At 58.3% G+C, this 15,426-nt stretch carries 15 protein-coding genes; 7 read left to right on the top strand and 8 right to left on the bottom strand.

Going from position 1 to position 15,426, the window contains the following annotated elements; translation table 11 throughout:
• Positions 1–236 precede the first annotated feature (236 nt).
• Positions 237–1,082: a glycosyltransferase family 2 protein gene (locus tag ACN0SD_RS13615; RefSeq protein WP_417808777.1), complete on the top strand. Its 846-nt coding sequence runs from the start codon at positions 237–239 to the stop codon at positions 1,080–1,082.
• Between the two features lie 9 nt (positions 1,083–1,091).
• On the opposite strand, the gene ACN0SD_RS13610 is transcribed toward ACN0SD_RS13615, so the two are convergent.
• Positions 1,092–1,541 carry a transposase gene (locus tag ACN0SD_RS13610; protein WP_417808776.1) on the bottom strand — a complete coding sequence of 150 codons (450 nt, stop codon included), beginning with the start codon at positions 1,539–1,541 and terminating at the stop codon, positions 1,092–1,094.
• Positions 1,542–2,240: 699 nt separating this feature from the next.
• Between ACN0SD_RS13610 and ACN0SD_RS13605 the strand changes: the two genes are divergently transcribed.
• From ACN0SD_RS13605 to ACN0SD_RS13580, 6 genes are all read left to right on the top strand, one after another.
• Positions 2,241–2,966, top strand: a complete 726-nt coding sequence (locus ACN0SD_RS13605) for a ribonuclease activity regulator RraA (protein ID WP_417808775.1) — start codon at positions 2,241–2,243, stop codon at positions 2,964–2,966.
• 1 nt (position 2,967) lies between these two features.
• Positions 2,968–4,488 carry an aldehyde dehydrogenase (NADP(+)) gene (locus ACN0SD_RS13600; protein WP_417808774.1) on the top strand — a complete coding sequence of 507 codons (1,521 nt, stop codon included), beginning with the start codon at positions 2,968–2,970 and terminating at the stop codon, positions 4,486–4,488.
• 626 nt (positions 4,489–5,114) lie between these two features.
• Positions 5,115–6,080 carry a Bug family tripartite tricarboxylate transporter substrate binding protein gene (locus ACN0SD_RS13595; RefSeq protein WP_417808773.1) on the top strand — a complete coding sequence of 322 codons (966 nt, stop codon included), beginning with the start codon at positions 5,115–5,117 and terminating at the stop codon, positions 6,078–6,080.
• A 216-nt stretch (positions 6,081–6,296) separates the two neighbouring features.
• Positions 6,297–6,746 (top strand): tripartite tricarboxylate transporter TctB family protein, encoded by a 450-nt coding sequence (locus ACN0SD_RS13590; protein WP_417808772.1) that lies wholly within the window; start codon positions 6,297–6,299, stop codon positions 6,744–6,746.
• Positions 6,747–6,749: 3 nt separating this feature from the next.
• Entirely contained in the window at positions 6,750–8,276 is a 1,527-nt protein-coding gene (locus ACN0SD_RS13585) for a tripartite tricarboxylate transporter permease (RefSeq protein ID WP_417808771.1), read from the top strand.
• Between the two features lie 184 nt (positions 8,277–8,460).
• Positions 8,461–9,162, top strand: a complete 702-nt coding sequence (locus ACN0SD_RS13580; protein ID WP_417808770.1) for a FadR/GntR family transcriptional regulator — start codon at positions 8,461–8,463, stop codon at positions 9,160–9,162.
• Between the two features lie 236 nt (positions 9,163–9,398).
• Here ACN0SD_RS13580 and ACN0SD_RS13575 read toward each other — a convergent pair whose 3' ends face one another.
• The 7 genes from ACN0SD_RS13575 to ACN0SD_RS13545 form a co-directional block, all read right to left on the bottom strand.
• The gene (locus ACN0SD_RS13575) at positions 9,399–10,412 is read right to left on the bottom strand and encodes a LacI family DNA-binding transcriptional regulator (protein WP_417808769.1); all 1,014 of its coding nucleotides are present in this window, start codon (positions 10,410–10,412) and stop codon (positions 9,399–9,401) included.
• Between the two features lie 84 nt (positions 10,413–10,496).
• A complete protein-coding gene (locus tag ACN0SD_RS13570) occupies positions 10,497–11,228 on the bottom strand; it encodes a hydratase (RefSeq protein ID WP_417808768.1) in 732 nt (243 codons plus the stop codon).
• Positions 11,218–12,153, bottom strand: coding sequence for a sugar kinase (locus tag ACN0SD_RS13565; protein WP_417808767.1), 936 nt, complete (start codon positions 12,151–12,153; stop codon positions 11,218–11,220). The genes ACN0SD_RS13570 and ACN0SD_RS13565 overlap by 11 nt, the downstream gene beginning before the upstream one ends.
• Before the next feature lie 12 nt (positions 12,154–12,165).
• Positions 12,166–13,113 carry a 2-hydroxyacid dehydrogenase gene (locus ACN0SD_RS13560; protein WP_417808766.1) on the bottom strand — a complete coding sequence of 316 codons (948 nt, stop codon included), beginning with the start codon at positions 13,111–13,113 and terminating at the stop codon, positions 12,166–12,168.
• The gene (locus ACN0SD_RS13555) at positions 13,110–13,823 is read right to left on the bottom strand and encodes an amino acid ABC transporter ATP-binding protein (protein ID WP_417808835.1); all 714 of its coding nucleotides are present in this window, start codon (positions 13,821–13,823) and stop codon (positions 13,110–13,112) included. The genes ACN0SD_RS13560 and ACN0SD_RS13555 overlap by 4 nt, the downstream gene beginning before the upstream one ends.
• A gap of 99 nt (positions 13,824–13,922) precedes the next feature.
• A complete protein-coding gene (locus tag ACN0SD_RS13550; RefSeq protein WP_368392719.1) occupies positions 13,923–14,732 on the bottom strand; it encodes a transporter substrate-binding domain-containing protein in 810 nt (269 codons plus the stop codon).
• 36 nt (positions 14,733–14,768) lie between these two features.
• Entirely contained in the window at positions 14,769–15,425 is a 657-nt protein-coding gene (locus ACN0SD_RS13545; RefSeq protein ID WP_038130586.1) for an amino acid ABC transporter permease, read from the bottom strand.
• Between the last annotated feature and the right edge of the window lies 1 nt (position 15,426).

Genomic DNA, 15,426 nt, shown 5'->3' with positions numbered 1-15,426 from the left:
CTGTTTAACGTAGAAGCGGAGCTGCGGCGTAACACCAACAAGCGGTCCAACGTATCAAGAAAATTATGATATCCGTTGCGGTCGCTATGTCAATGTATCGGCGGCTTACCTCTTTATTCGCTCCTTCCGGGGTTCTCTCAAGGCTCGCTTCCAATCCAATACGATGCCTGCTATTAGCCGTCACCCAAGCAAAGGATCAACCATTATTGGTGAAACTTTATGCATGAAGGTATAAGATGCAGCTTTCGAAAGTAGCCGTAGTGATTCCAGTCCACAACGGCGGCGAAACCCTTGCCGCGACGCTCAGCGACTTGCTGGAACAAACCTACACTGACTTTTCCGTCACGATCGTCGAGAATGGGTCCACTGACAATACTGTTGAGGTCGCTAGACGGTTTTGCGCCAAAGATACTAGAGTCTCAATAGACTATGGCTCTGAGTTGCTTCCTCCAGTGGAAAATTTCGCTCGTGCGATGCAGATCGGCGCAAGCCGGGGTACCTACTTCATGCTCCGGGCGTGCGATGACACTTCCGCGCCTGACTACTTAGAAAAACTTGTTCACGCGCTTGATGCTTGTCCGGATCGCAAGTTGGCTGCGGGGACGACAAGATTAGTCGGTGGATCAAAGGGTGAGCGGAGCAAAAGTCCAAACCAAAACGTATTTGACTTCGTAAACAGATATACCTCGGGACACGTGCCGCGAAATCTGACGTTTCCTGCAGAATGGATTTATGGCTTGTTTCGTTCAGACAGCGCAGAGCGTTTGCGTAGTCGTTGGACCCAGTTAGGGACGCCATGGTGCGCTGCATCCTTCGCTTTGTACGATTTTGTGGTACACGATGAAGTGGCTTACGTGCCCGATGCATACTTCGAATTTGTTGAGGGATCTGGCTCCAAAGAGAAGTATGCGGCTCGTGGCTTTCGCGCAAAACTGCGTCGACGGCTCGACTATAGCTTGGGCTGCTTCGCTTTGCGGCATTCCTTGCCCCCTGTCAGTATAGCCGTCACAGCACGTTACTTCTTCATGTGTTGGACAGATTCGCGGCGTAAAACGGGCTTTAAGCTGCTCGGATTTCTCTAGCAACTGTGTCTAATCAGCGAACTGATGTTGCCATGGGGTGCCGGTTTTGATGATTGCGTTGGCGATGGTGACCAGTCTGCGTGCGATTGCAATGATGACGAGTTTGTGTGGCTTTCCACGTTCTTTGAGGCGTTTTGCGACCGGTTTCAGGACCGGGTTATGATAGGCTGCGGCTAGAGCAGCCTGGAACAGCACATGCCGTAGAGACCGGCGCCCGCCCGCAATAGCTCTTCGACCTCTCATCGCCCCGCTATCGTGAGGGACCGGTGCCAGGCCGGTCATGGCTGCGGCTTCGCCTGCTGTCATCCGACCGAGTTCCGGCAGTTCGGCGATCAACATTGCTGCGGAGACTGGTCCAATCCCTGGGATCGATCTGAGAAGTGCGGTTCTGTCGCAAAGTTTTTTTTGCGAAGAATATTGTTCCTCGCCAACACCGCTTTGTGCGTGAGGGAGCTTCAATTTGAGATGATACTCAGCGAGTCTAGCAGCGGAATTTCAAATTTCAGCTTACTTTCCGATCACAAAAGAACAATATTCCAGTTATTTGAAGTGCTTTCAGAATTTGCGACAGAACCCTCTCCTGACCCACCGCTGCCCCATCTTGGAAACCGAAAACGGCAGCTTCCCGATAAAGGCAAGCTCAGCATCAGAGGATTAGCGGCTGGACCCCTCGCGCTTTCGAACGGCATCCAGTCAGCGACCAAACTTGTAACAATTACTCACTGAATCTTGGTGGTATCGCGGAAAATTACTAACTTTAGCCCAAGAGAAATTACAAATATTGACATATTCAACGCCGGAGTATACTAATTTTTATGGCTTTGACGGAGGAGATCTGGAGGGACCGACGTGCCGAGCGTTCTGGAGAGTGCCGTGAGGCTTTGCTGCTGACAGCGTTTAGGCGACCGACGGCCCGTTGTGTCGCTTTGGTAGTGGACGGGTCGGCAACAGATGCAAGCGCTGTGCGGGATGCTCAACTTACTGATACTAGCGCCGGTGCTTTGCGGCCGCGCAGCCGCACAGGCCACGCCGCAAGACGCGCAGTTAGGCGCTGGCAAACTTCAATCTGGTCTTGCGGGGCAATGCATCGCAGCGCCAGAGAGCAGGGCGAATTCATAACAACCATGGCCGCAACGAGCCCGGCGATAGGGAGAGACTATGAGCGACTACATCTTGTCCAGTGAGACGCGTGACAAATTGAGGAAAGTATCCACGGCTTCTGTCGCGACGGCTTTGTATAAGCGCGGCTTGCGCAACCAGTTCGTGCAAGGTGTTGTGCCGATGGAGCGCAAACCGGTCACGATGGTCGGTCAGGCCTTCACGCTGCGCTATATCCCTGCGCGCGAGGATCGCAATCCGCTTACCGTTTTCCGCAATCGCGACCACAAGCAACGCGTAGCGGTCGAGACCTGTCCCGAAGGCCATGTGCTGGTGATGGATGCCCGCAAGGACAGCCGCGCGGCCACGGCCGGGTCGATCCTGATCACCCGCCTTGCGCAACGCGGCGCTGCGGGGGTTGTGTCGGACGGGGGCGTGCGTGATGCCGTGGGTATCGCGGCTCTTGATATGCCGGCCTATTTTGGCTGCCCCTCGGCCCCGACAAACCTTACGTTGCATGAGGCCATTGATATCAACGTGCCGATTTCGTGCGGCGATGCCCCGGTCTTTCCGGGCGATGTGATGCTGGGCGACGGCGATGGCGTGATGGTGATTCCCGCGCATTTGGCCGATGAGATCGCCGAGGAATGCACCAACATGGAATCCTATGAGGATTTCGTGCTGGAGCAGGTGAATGCGGGGGCCGGAATCATCGGCCTCTATCCGGCAACGGACGAAGAAAATCTTGTGAAATATGATGCTTGGCGCAAACGGACAGGACGATAACATGACCTTTACTCCCCATGGAAATCACTTGATCGCAGGCAAACAGGTCGGCTCGAAGGCGCGGTTTTCCTCGGCTCCTGCGACGGGCGATGCCTTTGAATTTTCGGCCGGATCCCCCGAACTGGTGGCACAGGCCTGTGCTGCGGCCTATGACGCATTTGCAGGTTTTGCCGCTACGACCCGTGAGCAGCGCGCACAGCTTCTCGATACCATTGCCGAAGAAATCGACGCCCGTGGCGACGAGATCACGGAGATCGGCAGCGCGGAAACCGGCCTGCCTGCCGCACGTTTACAGGGCGAGCGGGGCCGGACGACCGGTCAGCTGCGCCTTTTTGCATCGCATATTCGTGCCGGAGATTACCTTGATCGTCGTCACGATACGGCGCTGCCCGACCGGCAGCCTCTGCCGCGTCCCGATCTGCGGATGATGCAGCGCCCGGTGGGGCCGGTGGCCGTCTTTGGTGCGTCCAATTTCCCGCTCGCCTTCTCGGTGGCGGGGGGCGATACCGCCGCCGCGCTGGCTGCGGGGTGTCCGGTTGTCGTCAAAGGGCACGGCGCGCATCCCGGAACAAGCGAAGTCGTCGGCGACGCAATCGTTGCCGCGCTTGAAAAGCTGGGCATGGACGCGGGTATTTTCAGTCTCGTCCAAGGTGGCAGCCGCGCCGTGGGCGAAGCGCTTGTGACGGATCCACGCATCCGGGCCGTCGGCTTTACCGGAAGCCTTGGCGGCGGGCGCGCGCTGTTTGATCTATGCGCATCGCGCCCCGAGCCGATCCCGTTCTTCGGAGAACTCGGCAGCGTCAATCCCATGTTCGTTTTGCCGCAGGCCACCGCCGCGCGTGGCGCGGAGCTTGGGGCCGGTTGGGCCGCAAGCCTGACGATGGGAGTGGGGCAATTCTGCACCAATCCGGGCATCGCGATTGTGATCGACGGGCCGGATGCCGATGCTTTCGTGGACGCCGCGCAAGCCGGTCTGAGGGCCGTTGCCGAGCAAACCATGCTGACCGATGGCATGGCCGATGCCTATCGCAGCGGCGCGCGCCGGGTTTCCGAGGGCGCGGGAGTCAAATCCCTGCTTACGACATCATGTGAGGGGCGCAATGCCGCGCCGTATCTGTTTGATGTCTCGGCCAGCGACTGGTTGAGCAATGAGGTGCTGGCCGAGGAAGTATTCGGTCCGCTCGGGCTGGTGATCCGTGTGAAAGACGCCGCGCAGATGAAAGAGATCGCGGAAAGCTTCAAGGGGCAACTGACCGCGACGCTACAGATGGATGACGGCGATATCGACCTCGCGCGGGACTTGTTGCCCGTGTTGGAACGTATGGCGGGTCGTGTTCTGGCCAACGGCTTCCCAACGGGTGTCGAGGTCTGCGATTCCATGGTTCATGGCGGCCCGTATCCGGCAAGCACCAACTTTGGCGCAACTTCTGTTGGCACGCTTTCGATCCGCCGCTTCCTGCGACCCGTGTGCTACCAGAATCTCCCCGAAGCGCTCCTCCCGGCTGATCTTGTGAGCGTTTAACGGTCGCCGAGCTCGGCACCCCAAAGACCCGCCACCGCGCCTTGTCGCGGCTGGCGGGTTTGTCTTTTGATGTCGGATAAGCGACCTGCTTAAGTCCCCTCGCGATTGCGTCATGCGGACGACCTTACACATTTTGTCAGGTAGAGCCGGAATTACGGCTCACAAACCTAAGCTTAGCAAAATTTGTTTTTGAAATGAACATATTTCAGCGCGCATTTGGAGCTTAAGCACGTAACTGGTAATTTTTTCGTTGATTTGTAAAAATTAGTTCAGTATCTTGAGGCAAGCTTCCTGAGCGTCCTGCCTACGGCGCTGACGGCTTCAGGGGTTACGGCTCGGTAATATACGGGAGGATGTTATCAGTCGCGTCCGAAGCGCAGGCTTGCCGGGCTTCGGAAGGCGCAAGTTTTCGACGAGGCGATAGTGTGATCTTGGCAACCCGATCACGCGCCCCGTCTTTTCCAAAGCGCATAAGCCAAGCCCAGAACCGCATTCGGGCTTTGCTTTCCTACTATCGGCAAACTTGAAGCCGCCTTGGCGAAGCGACCCGTCTCGTCACGCCAGCCGGTTCATTCAACAAGCCAGACTTATCTAAATGACAACATCTGTGGAGGAGGAACAGGTCTATGTTTTTTAAGAGCTTGAAGCGCGGTGCCGTGATGGCACTCGGCGTTTGCATCATCGGCACTTCGGTTGCTGCGGCAGATTTCCCGACTCGGGATATTCGTCTGATTGTTCCGTGGCCGGCAGGTGGCGGCGCGGATGCGATTTCGCGCAAGATTAGCAATATCGCTGAAAAGGAACTGCCGAAATCCATCTATGTGGAGAATATCGCGGGGGCCGTGACGGCGACCGGTCTGATCCAGATGACCAGTGCGCGCCCTGACGGGTATACCCTTGGCGTGCTGACCTATGACAGCGTCATCACCCTGCCGCGTGGCAAGATGGTGGCTGGCTATTCGCTGGATAACATGACCCCGATCGCGCGCATCACCAGCGAAGCCGATGCGGTTGTGGTCTCAAAGCACTCGGGCATCAACAGCTTTGAAGATCTGGTGAAAGAGGCCAAGGCAAACCCCGGCAAAGTGCGCGTCGGCGTTGCGCCGAAAGGCTCGGGTCCGTATCTGTCGGTCATCCAGCTTGAAAAGCTGCTGGACGTCGATTTCAACGTGATCACCTATGCCGGGTCTTCAAGCGCCGAAGCAGAGGCGTTGTTGTCCGGCGAGCTAGATGCAGCGATCTCCAGCCTTGGTGACTTCAGCGGTATTATTACCTCGGGCGATGCCAAGGGCGTTGTCGAGCTAAGCTCGGTGCAGAACGAGACCTATGCGGATGTGCCCACGATCAAATCCAAGGGCTATGATCTGGAAACCGGTAGCTTCATCGTTCTCGCGGCCCCCAAAGGCACCCCGCCCGAGGCTATCGCGACGCTCGAAGCCGCGTATAAGACGGCCTATGACAGCGCGGAATTCCAAGACTGGCTTAAGCAGGTCGGCGTGACTCCGGCCTGGCTTGGCTCGGACGAGGTCAAGCCTTGGATGGACCAACTGCAAAAGAAGACCTTCACGCTTATGGATCAGCTGAACCTGTAATCCAGTGCTGAAGGAACGTCTCTGATCCAAGACAAGGCCCCTCTCGGGAGGGGTCTTGTTCGGAGCCGTGACCCAAGCGCCTTTATCAAGCAACACTCACGCCAATGATCAGGCAGCAGGCACGAGCAAGCGTGGTTCCACGACTTTCTCCAAACCTGACGCGCAAACTCCGTTTTGGCGCTGAAGCCCACATCACACCCATCGCGGGAGAAGACGATGACCTTCAACAGACAACCGTTATTCTTGTATTTCACTCTTGCCGTGTCTGTCGGATATTTCATTACGGCGCTGAGTTTAGGTGCGCCCGTATCCGAGAGCGGCTTGACGCCTTCGTTCTTCCCCATCCTTCTGGGGGGCGCGGCCATCGTTTTTGCCAGCGTTCTTATCGTCCAAAAGCTGCGCGCCGAACACGATGGACCGGGACCAAGCGAACCGCGGATCTACACGCATTTGTGGGTTGTCGTGGCCATCTTTGTCTACATCGTCGCCTTCAAGCCTTTGGGATATTTCATCTCTTCAAGCCTCTTCGTCTTCGCGCTTCTCTTGCTTTTCTCGTCTTTCGAAAAGCTGCTGCAGAAGGCCGTTATATCCGTGGTGATTGTCGGGGTCGCCTATGTCATGTTCCAACAATTGTTCGGGGTTCGCCTCCCGACGCCGTGGGGGTAAATCATGGATTTCATCGCCCTTGTCTTCCACAGCTTCAGCTTGCTGCTTGATCCAATGAACCTGGCCTATGTGATTATGGGCTTCATAATTGGCACCATTTTCGCCGCCATTCCCGGCCTGACTGCAACGCTGGCGATGGCCTTGCTGTTGCCTCTGACCTACACGCTCAACGTTGAAACCGCACTTATGGCCAGCGCGAGCATCTACATGGCCGGCATGTACGGTGGCAGCATCACGGCTATCACCATCAATATTCCGGGGGCACCATCTTCGATGATGACGGCTCTGGACGGCTACCCCATGCAACAGCAGGGCAACGGCGCTAAGGCGTTGGGGCATGCGGCCCTAGGCTCGATGTTCGGCGGCGCGGTGGGAACGTTGCTGCTGATCGCGGTCGCGCCCTTTGTGGCCGAGCTGTCCCTGCTCGTCAAAACGACCGGTAAATTCTCGCTGCTTGCCTTTGCCATCGTCGTTGTCGTTATCGCGCAACGCGGGCGCATCCCACAAGCCGGGCTGGCCGCCTGTATCGGGCTCATGCTTGCCACCGTCGGCCTTGACGCGATGGAGCCGATCACCCGGTTCACCTTTGGCTACAGCGACCTGACCGCCGGCATTGATCTGATGCCTGTCATCATCGGGACGTTTGCGATCTCGGAAATTCTCATTCAGGCCAGCACGCACACCAATATGGCTGCGGTCGCTGCGGCCGCCGAAAAGATCAAGATCAGGCGCAGGGATTTTCGGCCCCCGCTGTCTGAAATCCGCGAGATCGGCTTTGTTTGCTACTTCAAATCCTGCCTGATCGGATATTTCGTCGGCACCCTTCCCGGTGCGGGCGGGTCTATGGGGTCGCTCTTGGCCTATACCGAGGCGGTTCGCACCTCTCACGAGCCCGAAACCTTTGGTAAAGGAAACCCCAAAGGTATCGCCGCCTCGGAAAGCGCCAACAATGCCGTCTGCGGCGGGGCCATGGTTCCAATGCTGACCTTTGGTATTCCGGGCGATCCGATCACCGCCATCATGCTTGGCGTCTTGATCATCAACGGGATCCAGCCCGGCCCGCAGCTGATGGCGGATCAAGCCGGTTTGATTGCGCCGATGCTTGCAACCCTGCTGTTCAGCGCCGTGGTCCTTATTCCTTTGACGCTTTATCTGATCGGGCCGTATTGCATCAAGATCGTGTCGATCCGTAAAGACCTGCTTTACGGCGTCATCGCTTTGTTGGCTGTTGTCGGAAGCTACGTTTCGACCTACTCGACCTTTCAGATGTTCATGGCGCTGGGGATGGGGGTTCTGACCTTCTATCTGCGACGCAACGGGTTTCCGGTAATCACGATGTTGCTGGGTTACATTCTGGGCCCCAACCTCGAGGAATTCCTGCGCCGGTCTCTGGCGCTGTCAAATGGCGATCCCATGACGTTTCTTACCAACCCGGACAGCTTGTTCTTTGTCGTGCTGACTTTGATCTTTGTCTATTTCCTCGCGATCAGAAAGCCTGCGAAGAAACCGTTGACGGGTCAATCCGAGTAACGTGCGTGCCAGTAGCCCCGTTCCCGTGATCGCACCAACTGCATCACGGGGGCGGCACCGAACCGGATGCGCGCCATGACCCGAGCGTTGCGAAGGCCCGTTTGCGGCTTATAAAGGAGTTCAGACGTTTGGCAGAGACTTGGCCAATGTATACTCCGGTCCAACAGAAACAAAGGAGGCCACAGTGTCAGAGTCCCGTCGCCCGTCGTTGGCGGACCAAGTTTATGATCAACTTCTGACGCAGATCCTCGAAGAGGAATACCCGGTCCACAGCCGTCTGCCCGCCGAAGACGTTCTGGCCCAAAATTTCGGTGTTTCGCGCCCGATTGTGCGCGCAGCACTTTCGCGGCTGCGCGATGACGGCATCGTCGAGTCCCGTCGTGGCTCTGGCAGCTATGTCTTGCGTAGTCCCGACCGGCAACTCATCACATTTCTACCGCTGGACTCGGTTTCAGGAGTTCAGCGGTGTTACGAATTCCGCATTGATGTGGAAGGTGCTGCGGCGGCATGGGCGGCTCTGCGCAGGGACGACGAAGATCTTGCCGCGATGGATCACGCCTATCAGGTGATGGCGCAAAGCTATGAACAACACGCACTTGGCGTCGAAGCAGACCAGATGCTTCACCTTGCCGTGGCACGCGCCTCGAAAAACCCGTTCTTTGCCTCGGTTCTCGAATCTCTTAGCGAACAAATTGCCATCGGCGTGAAACTCTCGCGGTCGCTGACGCTTTTGGATACGACAGTGCGTCAGGAACTGGTGCTGGCCGAGCATCGTGCGGTGTTGGACGCAATCCGCCTGAAGCAGCCAGAAGTCGCAAAAGCCGCCATGCGCTATCACATCACCGCCGCCAAGGACCGGATGTTTGTTGGGACACAGGACGCCTAGACGTTTCGGTACCGCTGACCTTCGTAGGTGTCGCGGTCAAACCTGACGGGAATACTGCGGTCGCCTTTGAGGCGGGGTTGGGAAATTGGTTGATCATCGGAATCTGCTACCGACTCTCGGAAGGCCGGCCAACAAGTTGACAATGCCAATGAAGGTTCTTCTTTCGACACCTGGAAACTCTGCGACAGCACCCATGAAACTGGCGGAAGCGGTATGTAACGACGCCGTCGCGCTCCTTAGCCGCAAGGTCCGGTGGTATCACGAACTCTAAGCCGCGGCTGGACAATCGCGTCACGCAGTTCTGCATGTGGCTCGGCGATCCGACGGATCAGCAGCTCGGCGGCTTTGGTGCCAATCTCGCGCGGGAAAACCTGCACCGTGGTCAGGCGCGGCGGTGCGCCGAGATCGATGAACGACAGGTTGTCGTGACCTACCACCGACAGATCGCGCCCCGGCATCAACCCCAGATCGAACAGACCGCGCAGCAGTCCTGATGCCAGAATATCATTAAAGCAAATGGCCGCTGTCGGGCGCGGATTGAGCGCACTCACCATCCCCGCCGATTGTGGTGATCCATCCCACGCAAGCGGAACCTCAATAATGCCCGCATTCTCAAGGCTCATTTCGCGCATGTGCCTGTCAAATGACTCCAACCGCTCAATCCGGGTTGAGGTCTTGCCCTTAAGTGAAACATAGGCAATCCGGCGATGGCCTAGATCGCGTAAATGCCGCACACTTTCGCGCACTGCCAGCCCCGGATCAGAGCCCGCAAAGTCGCTCAGACCCATTCCAACGTGACGCATCGCTTGCACCACCGGCAGGGACGCGCGGTCGAGTTGCGAGATCGTCTCGGGGCGCGTGGCGTCGGCGGGAATCAATATCAGCCCTTCGGCGTCGTGCTCGCGCAGCCTACGGATCAGGCCGGACTGGCGCGCGGGATCATCGCGGCTACTGGCCAGCATCACCAAATGGCCACTGTCATCGAGTCTGGCCTCAATTCCTTCGACAAACTCGGCAAAGAAGCTGTTGACGAGGTTGGGGATGATGACGCCGATCGTGCGGCTTTTTTGCCCGCGCAGACGCGCAGCGCCGCTGTTGGGCACATAATCGAGATCGGCGATTACCTTTTCGACTTTTTCACGCGTCGTCTCGGCCACGAGGCTTGATCCGCGGATCACCAGTGAGGCCGTTGCGCGCGACACCCCTGCCGCGCGCGCCACATCAATCAAGGTGATCCGCTTTTTGCTCATATTCCGACCAGTATCGTCCCGACGCCACAGTGGCAATTGAACATACCCAGCCGCGCCAGATCAGGGGGTATGCGCGCGTAAAAATTATGCGGCAGTAACTGTCATCTCGACTCGCGCATGATTTATTTCTGCGTGAAATGTGCCCGGCGTGGTCAGCGGGATTGGCCCAAGCCGCGCGCCAGTAATCACATATTGCCCTGCGCTCAGCGGCAGGCCAAGTTCCGCTGCGCGTCGCGCAAGAAAACCAAGAAAATCGACGCTTTGATCAAGAGACATGCCGGGTGCCGCCCGCGTTCCCGCCGGGGCGAAATTGGTTGTGATCGCAAGCGCCGCCAGATCGCGGTTGCGCCAATCGGCAATCGCGTCGCCGATCACGATGGAATAGTTGGTGAACCTGTCTGCCATCAGCTCTAGCGGCGTGTGACCAGTTGGTGTGACGAATCGCGTACGCAAACACTCAAACGCGATATGGACGTCGTCGATAGCATCAATGATCGCCTCGAAGGTGGCATCGGGGGCGATATCTTTGCCAAGGAGGAACGCGGTTTCAACTTCTATCCGAAGGCCTCTCAGGTGGGGCTGTAGGGTGCCGGAGTGATGAACTTCGGCTTTCAAAATCGGCGCACAGGCCAAGTCACGCCCGCCGATCAGACCGTGTTTCCAGCCGCCCACGACGCCAAGCCGTGCAATTGTGGCGCTCTGGATTGCAAAAGCGTCCTCGGCGGTTTCGGGCAGCAGCGGCAGCGCGTCGATCTGTCCCGTCAAATGGGCGTGGGCAAACTGAGCGGCGCAGCTCTCGATCATGTCAGACTGCATGTTCGGCGATCTCCTCATGCATCGCGGATTTCGGAATGATGGCACCGGGAAATTGCACCACGCGGGCGGCCAATCGCGCCCCTGCCAGAACCGCCTCCCGTGGGGACTTTCCGCGCTGAAAGGCCGATAAAAAGCCTGCGTCAAAACTGTCGCCTGCGGCGGTGGTATCGCGCGCGCGCACTGGTGCTGGTAGGGCGATGGACTGCGCCTCACCTGCGGAACTACGGTGCAAAACCGCACCGCCGCCGGTGGTCAAAACGATCTCGCCAGTCGCGAAGCGGGCGCAGTGTTGCAATGCCGCCTCGGGTGTATCACAGCCCCAAAGCGCACCCATATCTTCCAGTGAGGGCAGCGCGACCGAAGCCACGGCCAACGCTCGTGAACTCCAGTCTGTGGCTTCTTGATGCGAAGTCCACAACCGCGCGCGGTAATTCGTATCATAGGCCACCAAACAACCTGCCGCGCGCGCGTGCGCCAAAGCCGACAACATCCGGGCGCGCGCCGCTGCTGGCAAAATAGCCAGTGCAATGCCAGAAAACAGCACTGCGCGGGCGTTGGACAGGGCGGGCGCCTCGGACATTTCGGGGGAGAACATCCGACGTGCCGGGGACTGATCGCGCCAATAAACAAAGCTACGCTCACCGTCTTCATCGGTCGAGATAAAGCTCAGGCCAGGGCTGCCGTGCGGCTCCAGCGCGACGCCTGACACATCCACACCTTCGGCAGCAATGGCATCGCGCATCCAGCGGCTCATTGCGTCATCGCCCAACCGCGACAGATAGCCTATGCGCAAATCGGGTCGCAAACGCGCCAGATAAATTGCGGCATTGAGCATATCGCCGCCCAACCGGCGGTGAAACTGGTTCAGGTTTGCGGCATCATTGGTGAATTCAGCAAGCGGTTCGCCGATGCAAAGGATATCCATTCGAGGTTCCGTTCAAGACAGCGCGACTTTGCTGAGCAGCGGTGCTCCGGCAATAAACGCGTCGATATTGGCAATCACAAGTTGGGCCATTGCCCTGCGCGCCTCATAGGTGGCCGAGGCGATATGCGGGGTGAACAGCGTATTGGGCGCGCGCAAAAGCGCATCCTCCGGGCCGCCGGGCGTGGCCGGTTCGGTTTCAAACACGTCAAGCGCCGCAGCGCCAAGCGTTCCGCCGTGCAAAGCCGTCGCCAGAGCCGCGCTATCAACAACCGAGCCGCGCGCGACGTTGACCAGAGTGCCCTCTGGGCCTAGCGCGTCCAGCACGTCAGGCCCGACGATATGGTGGGTCTCGGGCGTGGCGGCCAAGGTTACGAATAGCACATCGCAATCACGCGCCAATGTCACAGGATTGGCGCGATAGGCGTCGGTCGCATTTTGATCCGGCGCGCGCGCGTAATAGAGCACCTCAAGGCCCAAAGCGCGCAGCATATCCGCCAGTGCACGCCCGATCCGACCGTAGCCCAGAATGCCGGACCGCGCACCGATCAGTGAGCGGCCAAGCCGCGCCTTTTGACCCCCGCCCCAAGCGCCCGAGCGCACCAGTCGCTCTCCTTCGCCAATGCGCCGGCGCACGCTTAACGCAAGACCAAGCGCCAGTTCGGCCACCGCCCCGGAAAGCACATCGGGTGTGGTGGTTACGGCAATGTTGCGCGCGGACGCAGCGCCCAGGTCGACGGCATCTGTGCCCACGCCATTCACCGCGATCAGCCGCAGGTCGGGCAGAGCGTCAATTTCGTCACACGTCAATCCGCGCGTGCCGCTGGTGAGCACGATCTCGATCCCGTCACGCGCCTCGATGTCGCGGGTGATGGCGTGACTGGCGCAAAACTGCTCCATTATGTCTGGCGGATTTAGATCGCTCAGAACCAAAATTCGGGGCGGTGCTGTGGCGGCAGTCATGCGATTTGACCAAGGAAGTTGCGCAGCCGCTCAGAGCGGGGGTTGCCAAAGAACTCTTCGGGCGCGCCCTGCTCGATGATCGCGCCCGCTTCCATAAAGATCACACGATCGGCCACCGCGCGTGCAAACTCCATTTCGTGGGTCACGCAGAGCATCGTCATGCCTTCGCGCGCGAGATCAATCATCGTATCGAGCACTTCTTTTACCATCTCGGGGTCAAGCGCCGAAGTCGGCTCGTCAAACAGCATGATCCGCGGCTCCATGCACAGCGCGCGCGCAATTGCGACGCGCTGCTGTTGGCCCCCCGACAATTGGGCGGGAAACTTATCTGCCTGCTCGGGGATTTTCACACGCTCAAGATATTTGCGCGCGGTCGCCTCGGCGCTGGACTTATTGGCCCGTCCCGTCTTGAGCGGCGCCAACATGCAGTTTTGCAGCACCGTGAGATGGGGAAACAGGTTGAACTGCTGAAAGACCATGCCAACTTCACGGCGCACTTTGCCAACATTGTCGCCCCCTGCTGTCAGCTCGATTCCATCAACGGTGATTGTGCCGCTTTGAATGGTTTCAAGCTGGTTGATCGTGCGGATCAGCGTTGATTTACCCGAGCCAGAGGGGCCACAGATAACAATCCGTTCGCCGGTCTCGACCGTCAGATCAATTGCTTTCAACGCTTGGAACGCCCCGAAGAATTTGGAGACCCCGCGCATTTCAACCGCGAGCTGCTTGGATTGTGCCATGGTCATGCCTCGTCATTGAAGCCCGGCGCCGCCGCGTTTGAAACGTGGCGCCGGGTTGATGTCAGATGTTCACTTCAAAGCCGCTTTAGCGGTGCCAGTGCGGACAAAATCAGGGACCTTCGTGCCAAGCCATTGCTCGCTGATTTTGTCCATCGTCCCGTCTTTCATCGCGTCCGCGACAAAGGCGTTGATTTTGGCCAACAGCGCGTCAGAGCCCGGCACGACGGCCACACCCTGAACTTGGCTCGAAAGTGAGAACTTCTCGTCGAAGCGGCCCGGTGCAGCTTTGTTGATCTGTGCAGCAATCACGTTCGAGACGCCAATCAGCGGCACCTGTCCCGATAGCAGCGCTTGAACTGCGGCGGCATCATCGTCAAAACGGCGGATCGTTGCGCTTGCGGGGGCAACTTTGGTGACGCCAGCATCTTGCGTCGAGGCGCGCACCACGCCGATCGTCTTGTCAGCGAGGCCCGCGCCGTCTTTCACGTCTTCGTCTTTTTTGCCGTAAACCATGATCTCAATCCCGGCATATGGGTTCGAGAAATCAACCCTTTCGGCACGCGCCGGCGTGATCCCCAGTGAGGCCACCAGAACATCGACCTGACCCGACAACAGATAGGGAATGCGGTTGGGCCCGGTCACCGGCACGATCTGAATTTTAGTGCCGAGATATTTCGCCAAGGCCTTGGCGGTGTCGGCGTCATAGCCCTCGGGGGTGCCGGTCGTGCTCATCGTGCCGAAGGGCGGAAAATCGACCAACATGCCGACTTTGAGCACGCCATTCGCCTCGATCTGTTTGAGTGTAGTGGCTTGCGCTTGCGGGGCAAGAAGGGCCGTGGCTGCAATAGCGGCGGCTGCCAGTGTGTGGAAAAACTTCATTCTCTCCTCCTCCGAGAAATTGGTGGTTACGGTCGTTCAGCGTGTGAAGGCGCGGCGCATCCGCGCTTCAAGCCGGCGCGCGTATAGCGAAAGCGGCCAGCAAATCAGGAAATAGATCACGGCCACCAATCCAAAGACCACAAACGGGTCGAAGGTGGCATTGTTGACAATCTGACCAGCGCGAGTCAGTTCGGTAAAGCCGATAATAGAGGTCAGCGAGGTGCCCTTGATGAGCTGCACCAGAAATCCCACCGTAGGCGCAACCCCAATCCGTGCCGCTTGCGGCAAGATTACGCTTTGCATCCGGTCGCGGTAGCTAAGCGAAAGGGCCGTTGCGGCTTCAAGTTGGCCCGTGGGCACCGCCTGTATCGAGCCGCGCCAAATCTCGCCCAGATAGGCGCTTGCGTGGAATGTCAGCGCAACGGCGGCAGCCAGCAACGGATTGATCGGCAAGTTCAAGACAGCAAGGCCAAAGTAAAACAGAAACAACTGCATCAGCAGCGGCGTGCCCTGAAAAATTCGGATAAATACGGCGCTGATCCGGCGTAGCGCGATCGAGTCAGAGCTGCGCGCCAGTGCGACGATCAGCCCGCCGACGGCTCCGCCGACAAACGCAATGACGGACAGCAGCAAGGTCCAGCGGACGGCCTCGATGATGAATAGAATGTCGGCGGGACCGAATTGACGGATCATA

The organism is Thioclava sp. (assembly GCF_048263065.1).
Classification (GTDB): domain Bacteria; phylum Pseudomonadota; class Alphaproteobacteria; order Rhodobacterales; family Rhodobacteraceae; genus Thioclava.
The sequence above is the reverse complement of the archived record's forward strand: the minus strand, read 5'-3'. Positions and strand labels throughout refer to the sequence as shown.

Bases quoted from the DNA above. Each gene is read 5' to 3' on its own strand.
- ACN0SD_RS13570 (WP_417808768.1), bottom strand. From the start codon at position 11,228: ATGCAGTCTGACATGATCGAGAGCTGCGCCGCTCAGTTTGCCCACGCC.
- ACN0SD_RS13595 (WP_417808773.1), top strand. From the start codon at position 5,115: ATGTTTTTTAAGAGCTTGAAGCGCGGTGCCGTGATGGCACTCGGCGTT.
- ACN0SD_RS13585 (WP_417808771.1), top strand. From the start codon at position 6,750: ATGGATTTCATCGCCCTTGTCTTCCACAGCTTCAGCTTGCTGCTTGAT.
- ACN0SD_RS13545 (WP_038130586.1), bottom strand. From the start codon at position 15,425: ATGATCCGTCAATTCGGTCCCGCCGACATTCTATTCATCATCGAGGCC.
- ACN0SD_RS13615 (WP_417808777.1), top strand. From the start codon at position 237: ATGCAGCTTTCGAAAGTAGCCGTAGTGATTCCAGTCCACAACGGCGGC.
- ACN0SD_RS13560 (WP_417808766.1), bottom strand. From the start codon at position 13,113: ATGACTGCCGCCACAGCACCGCCCCGAATTTTGGTTCTGAGCGATCTA.
- ACN0SD_RS13550 (WP_368392719.1), bottom strand. From the start codon at position 14,732: ATGAAGTTTTTCCACACACTGGCAGCCGCCGCTATTGCAGCCACGGCC.
- ACN0SD_RS13590 (WP_417808772.1), top strand. From the start codon at position 6,297: ATGACCTTCAACAGACAACCGTTATTCTTGTATTTCACTCTTGCCGTG.
- ACN0SD_RS13555 (WP_417808835.1), bottom strand. From the start codon at position 13,823: ATGCGCGGGGTCTCCAAATTCTTCGGGGCGTTCCAAGCGTTGAAAGCA.
- ACN0SD_RS13600 (WP_417808774.1), top strand. From the start codon at position 2,968: ATGACCTTTACTCCCCATGGAAATCACTTGATCGCAGGCAAACAGGTC.
- ACN0SD_RS13605 (WP_417808775.1), top strand. From the start codon at position 2,241: ATGAGCGACTACATCTTGTCCAGTGAGACGCGTGACAAATTGAGGAAA.
- ACN0SD_RS13565 (WP_417808767.1), bottom strand. From the start codon at position 12,153: ATGGATATCCTTTGCATCGGCGAACCGCTTGCTGAATTCACCAATGAT.
- ACN0SD_RS13575 (WP_417808769.1), bottom strand. From the start codon at position 10,412: ATGAGCAAAAAGCGGATCACCTTGATTGATGTGGCGCGCGCGGCAGGG.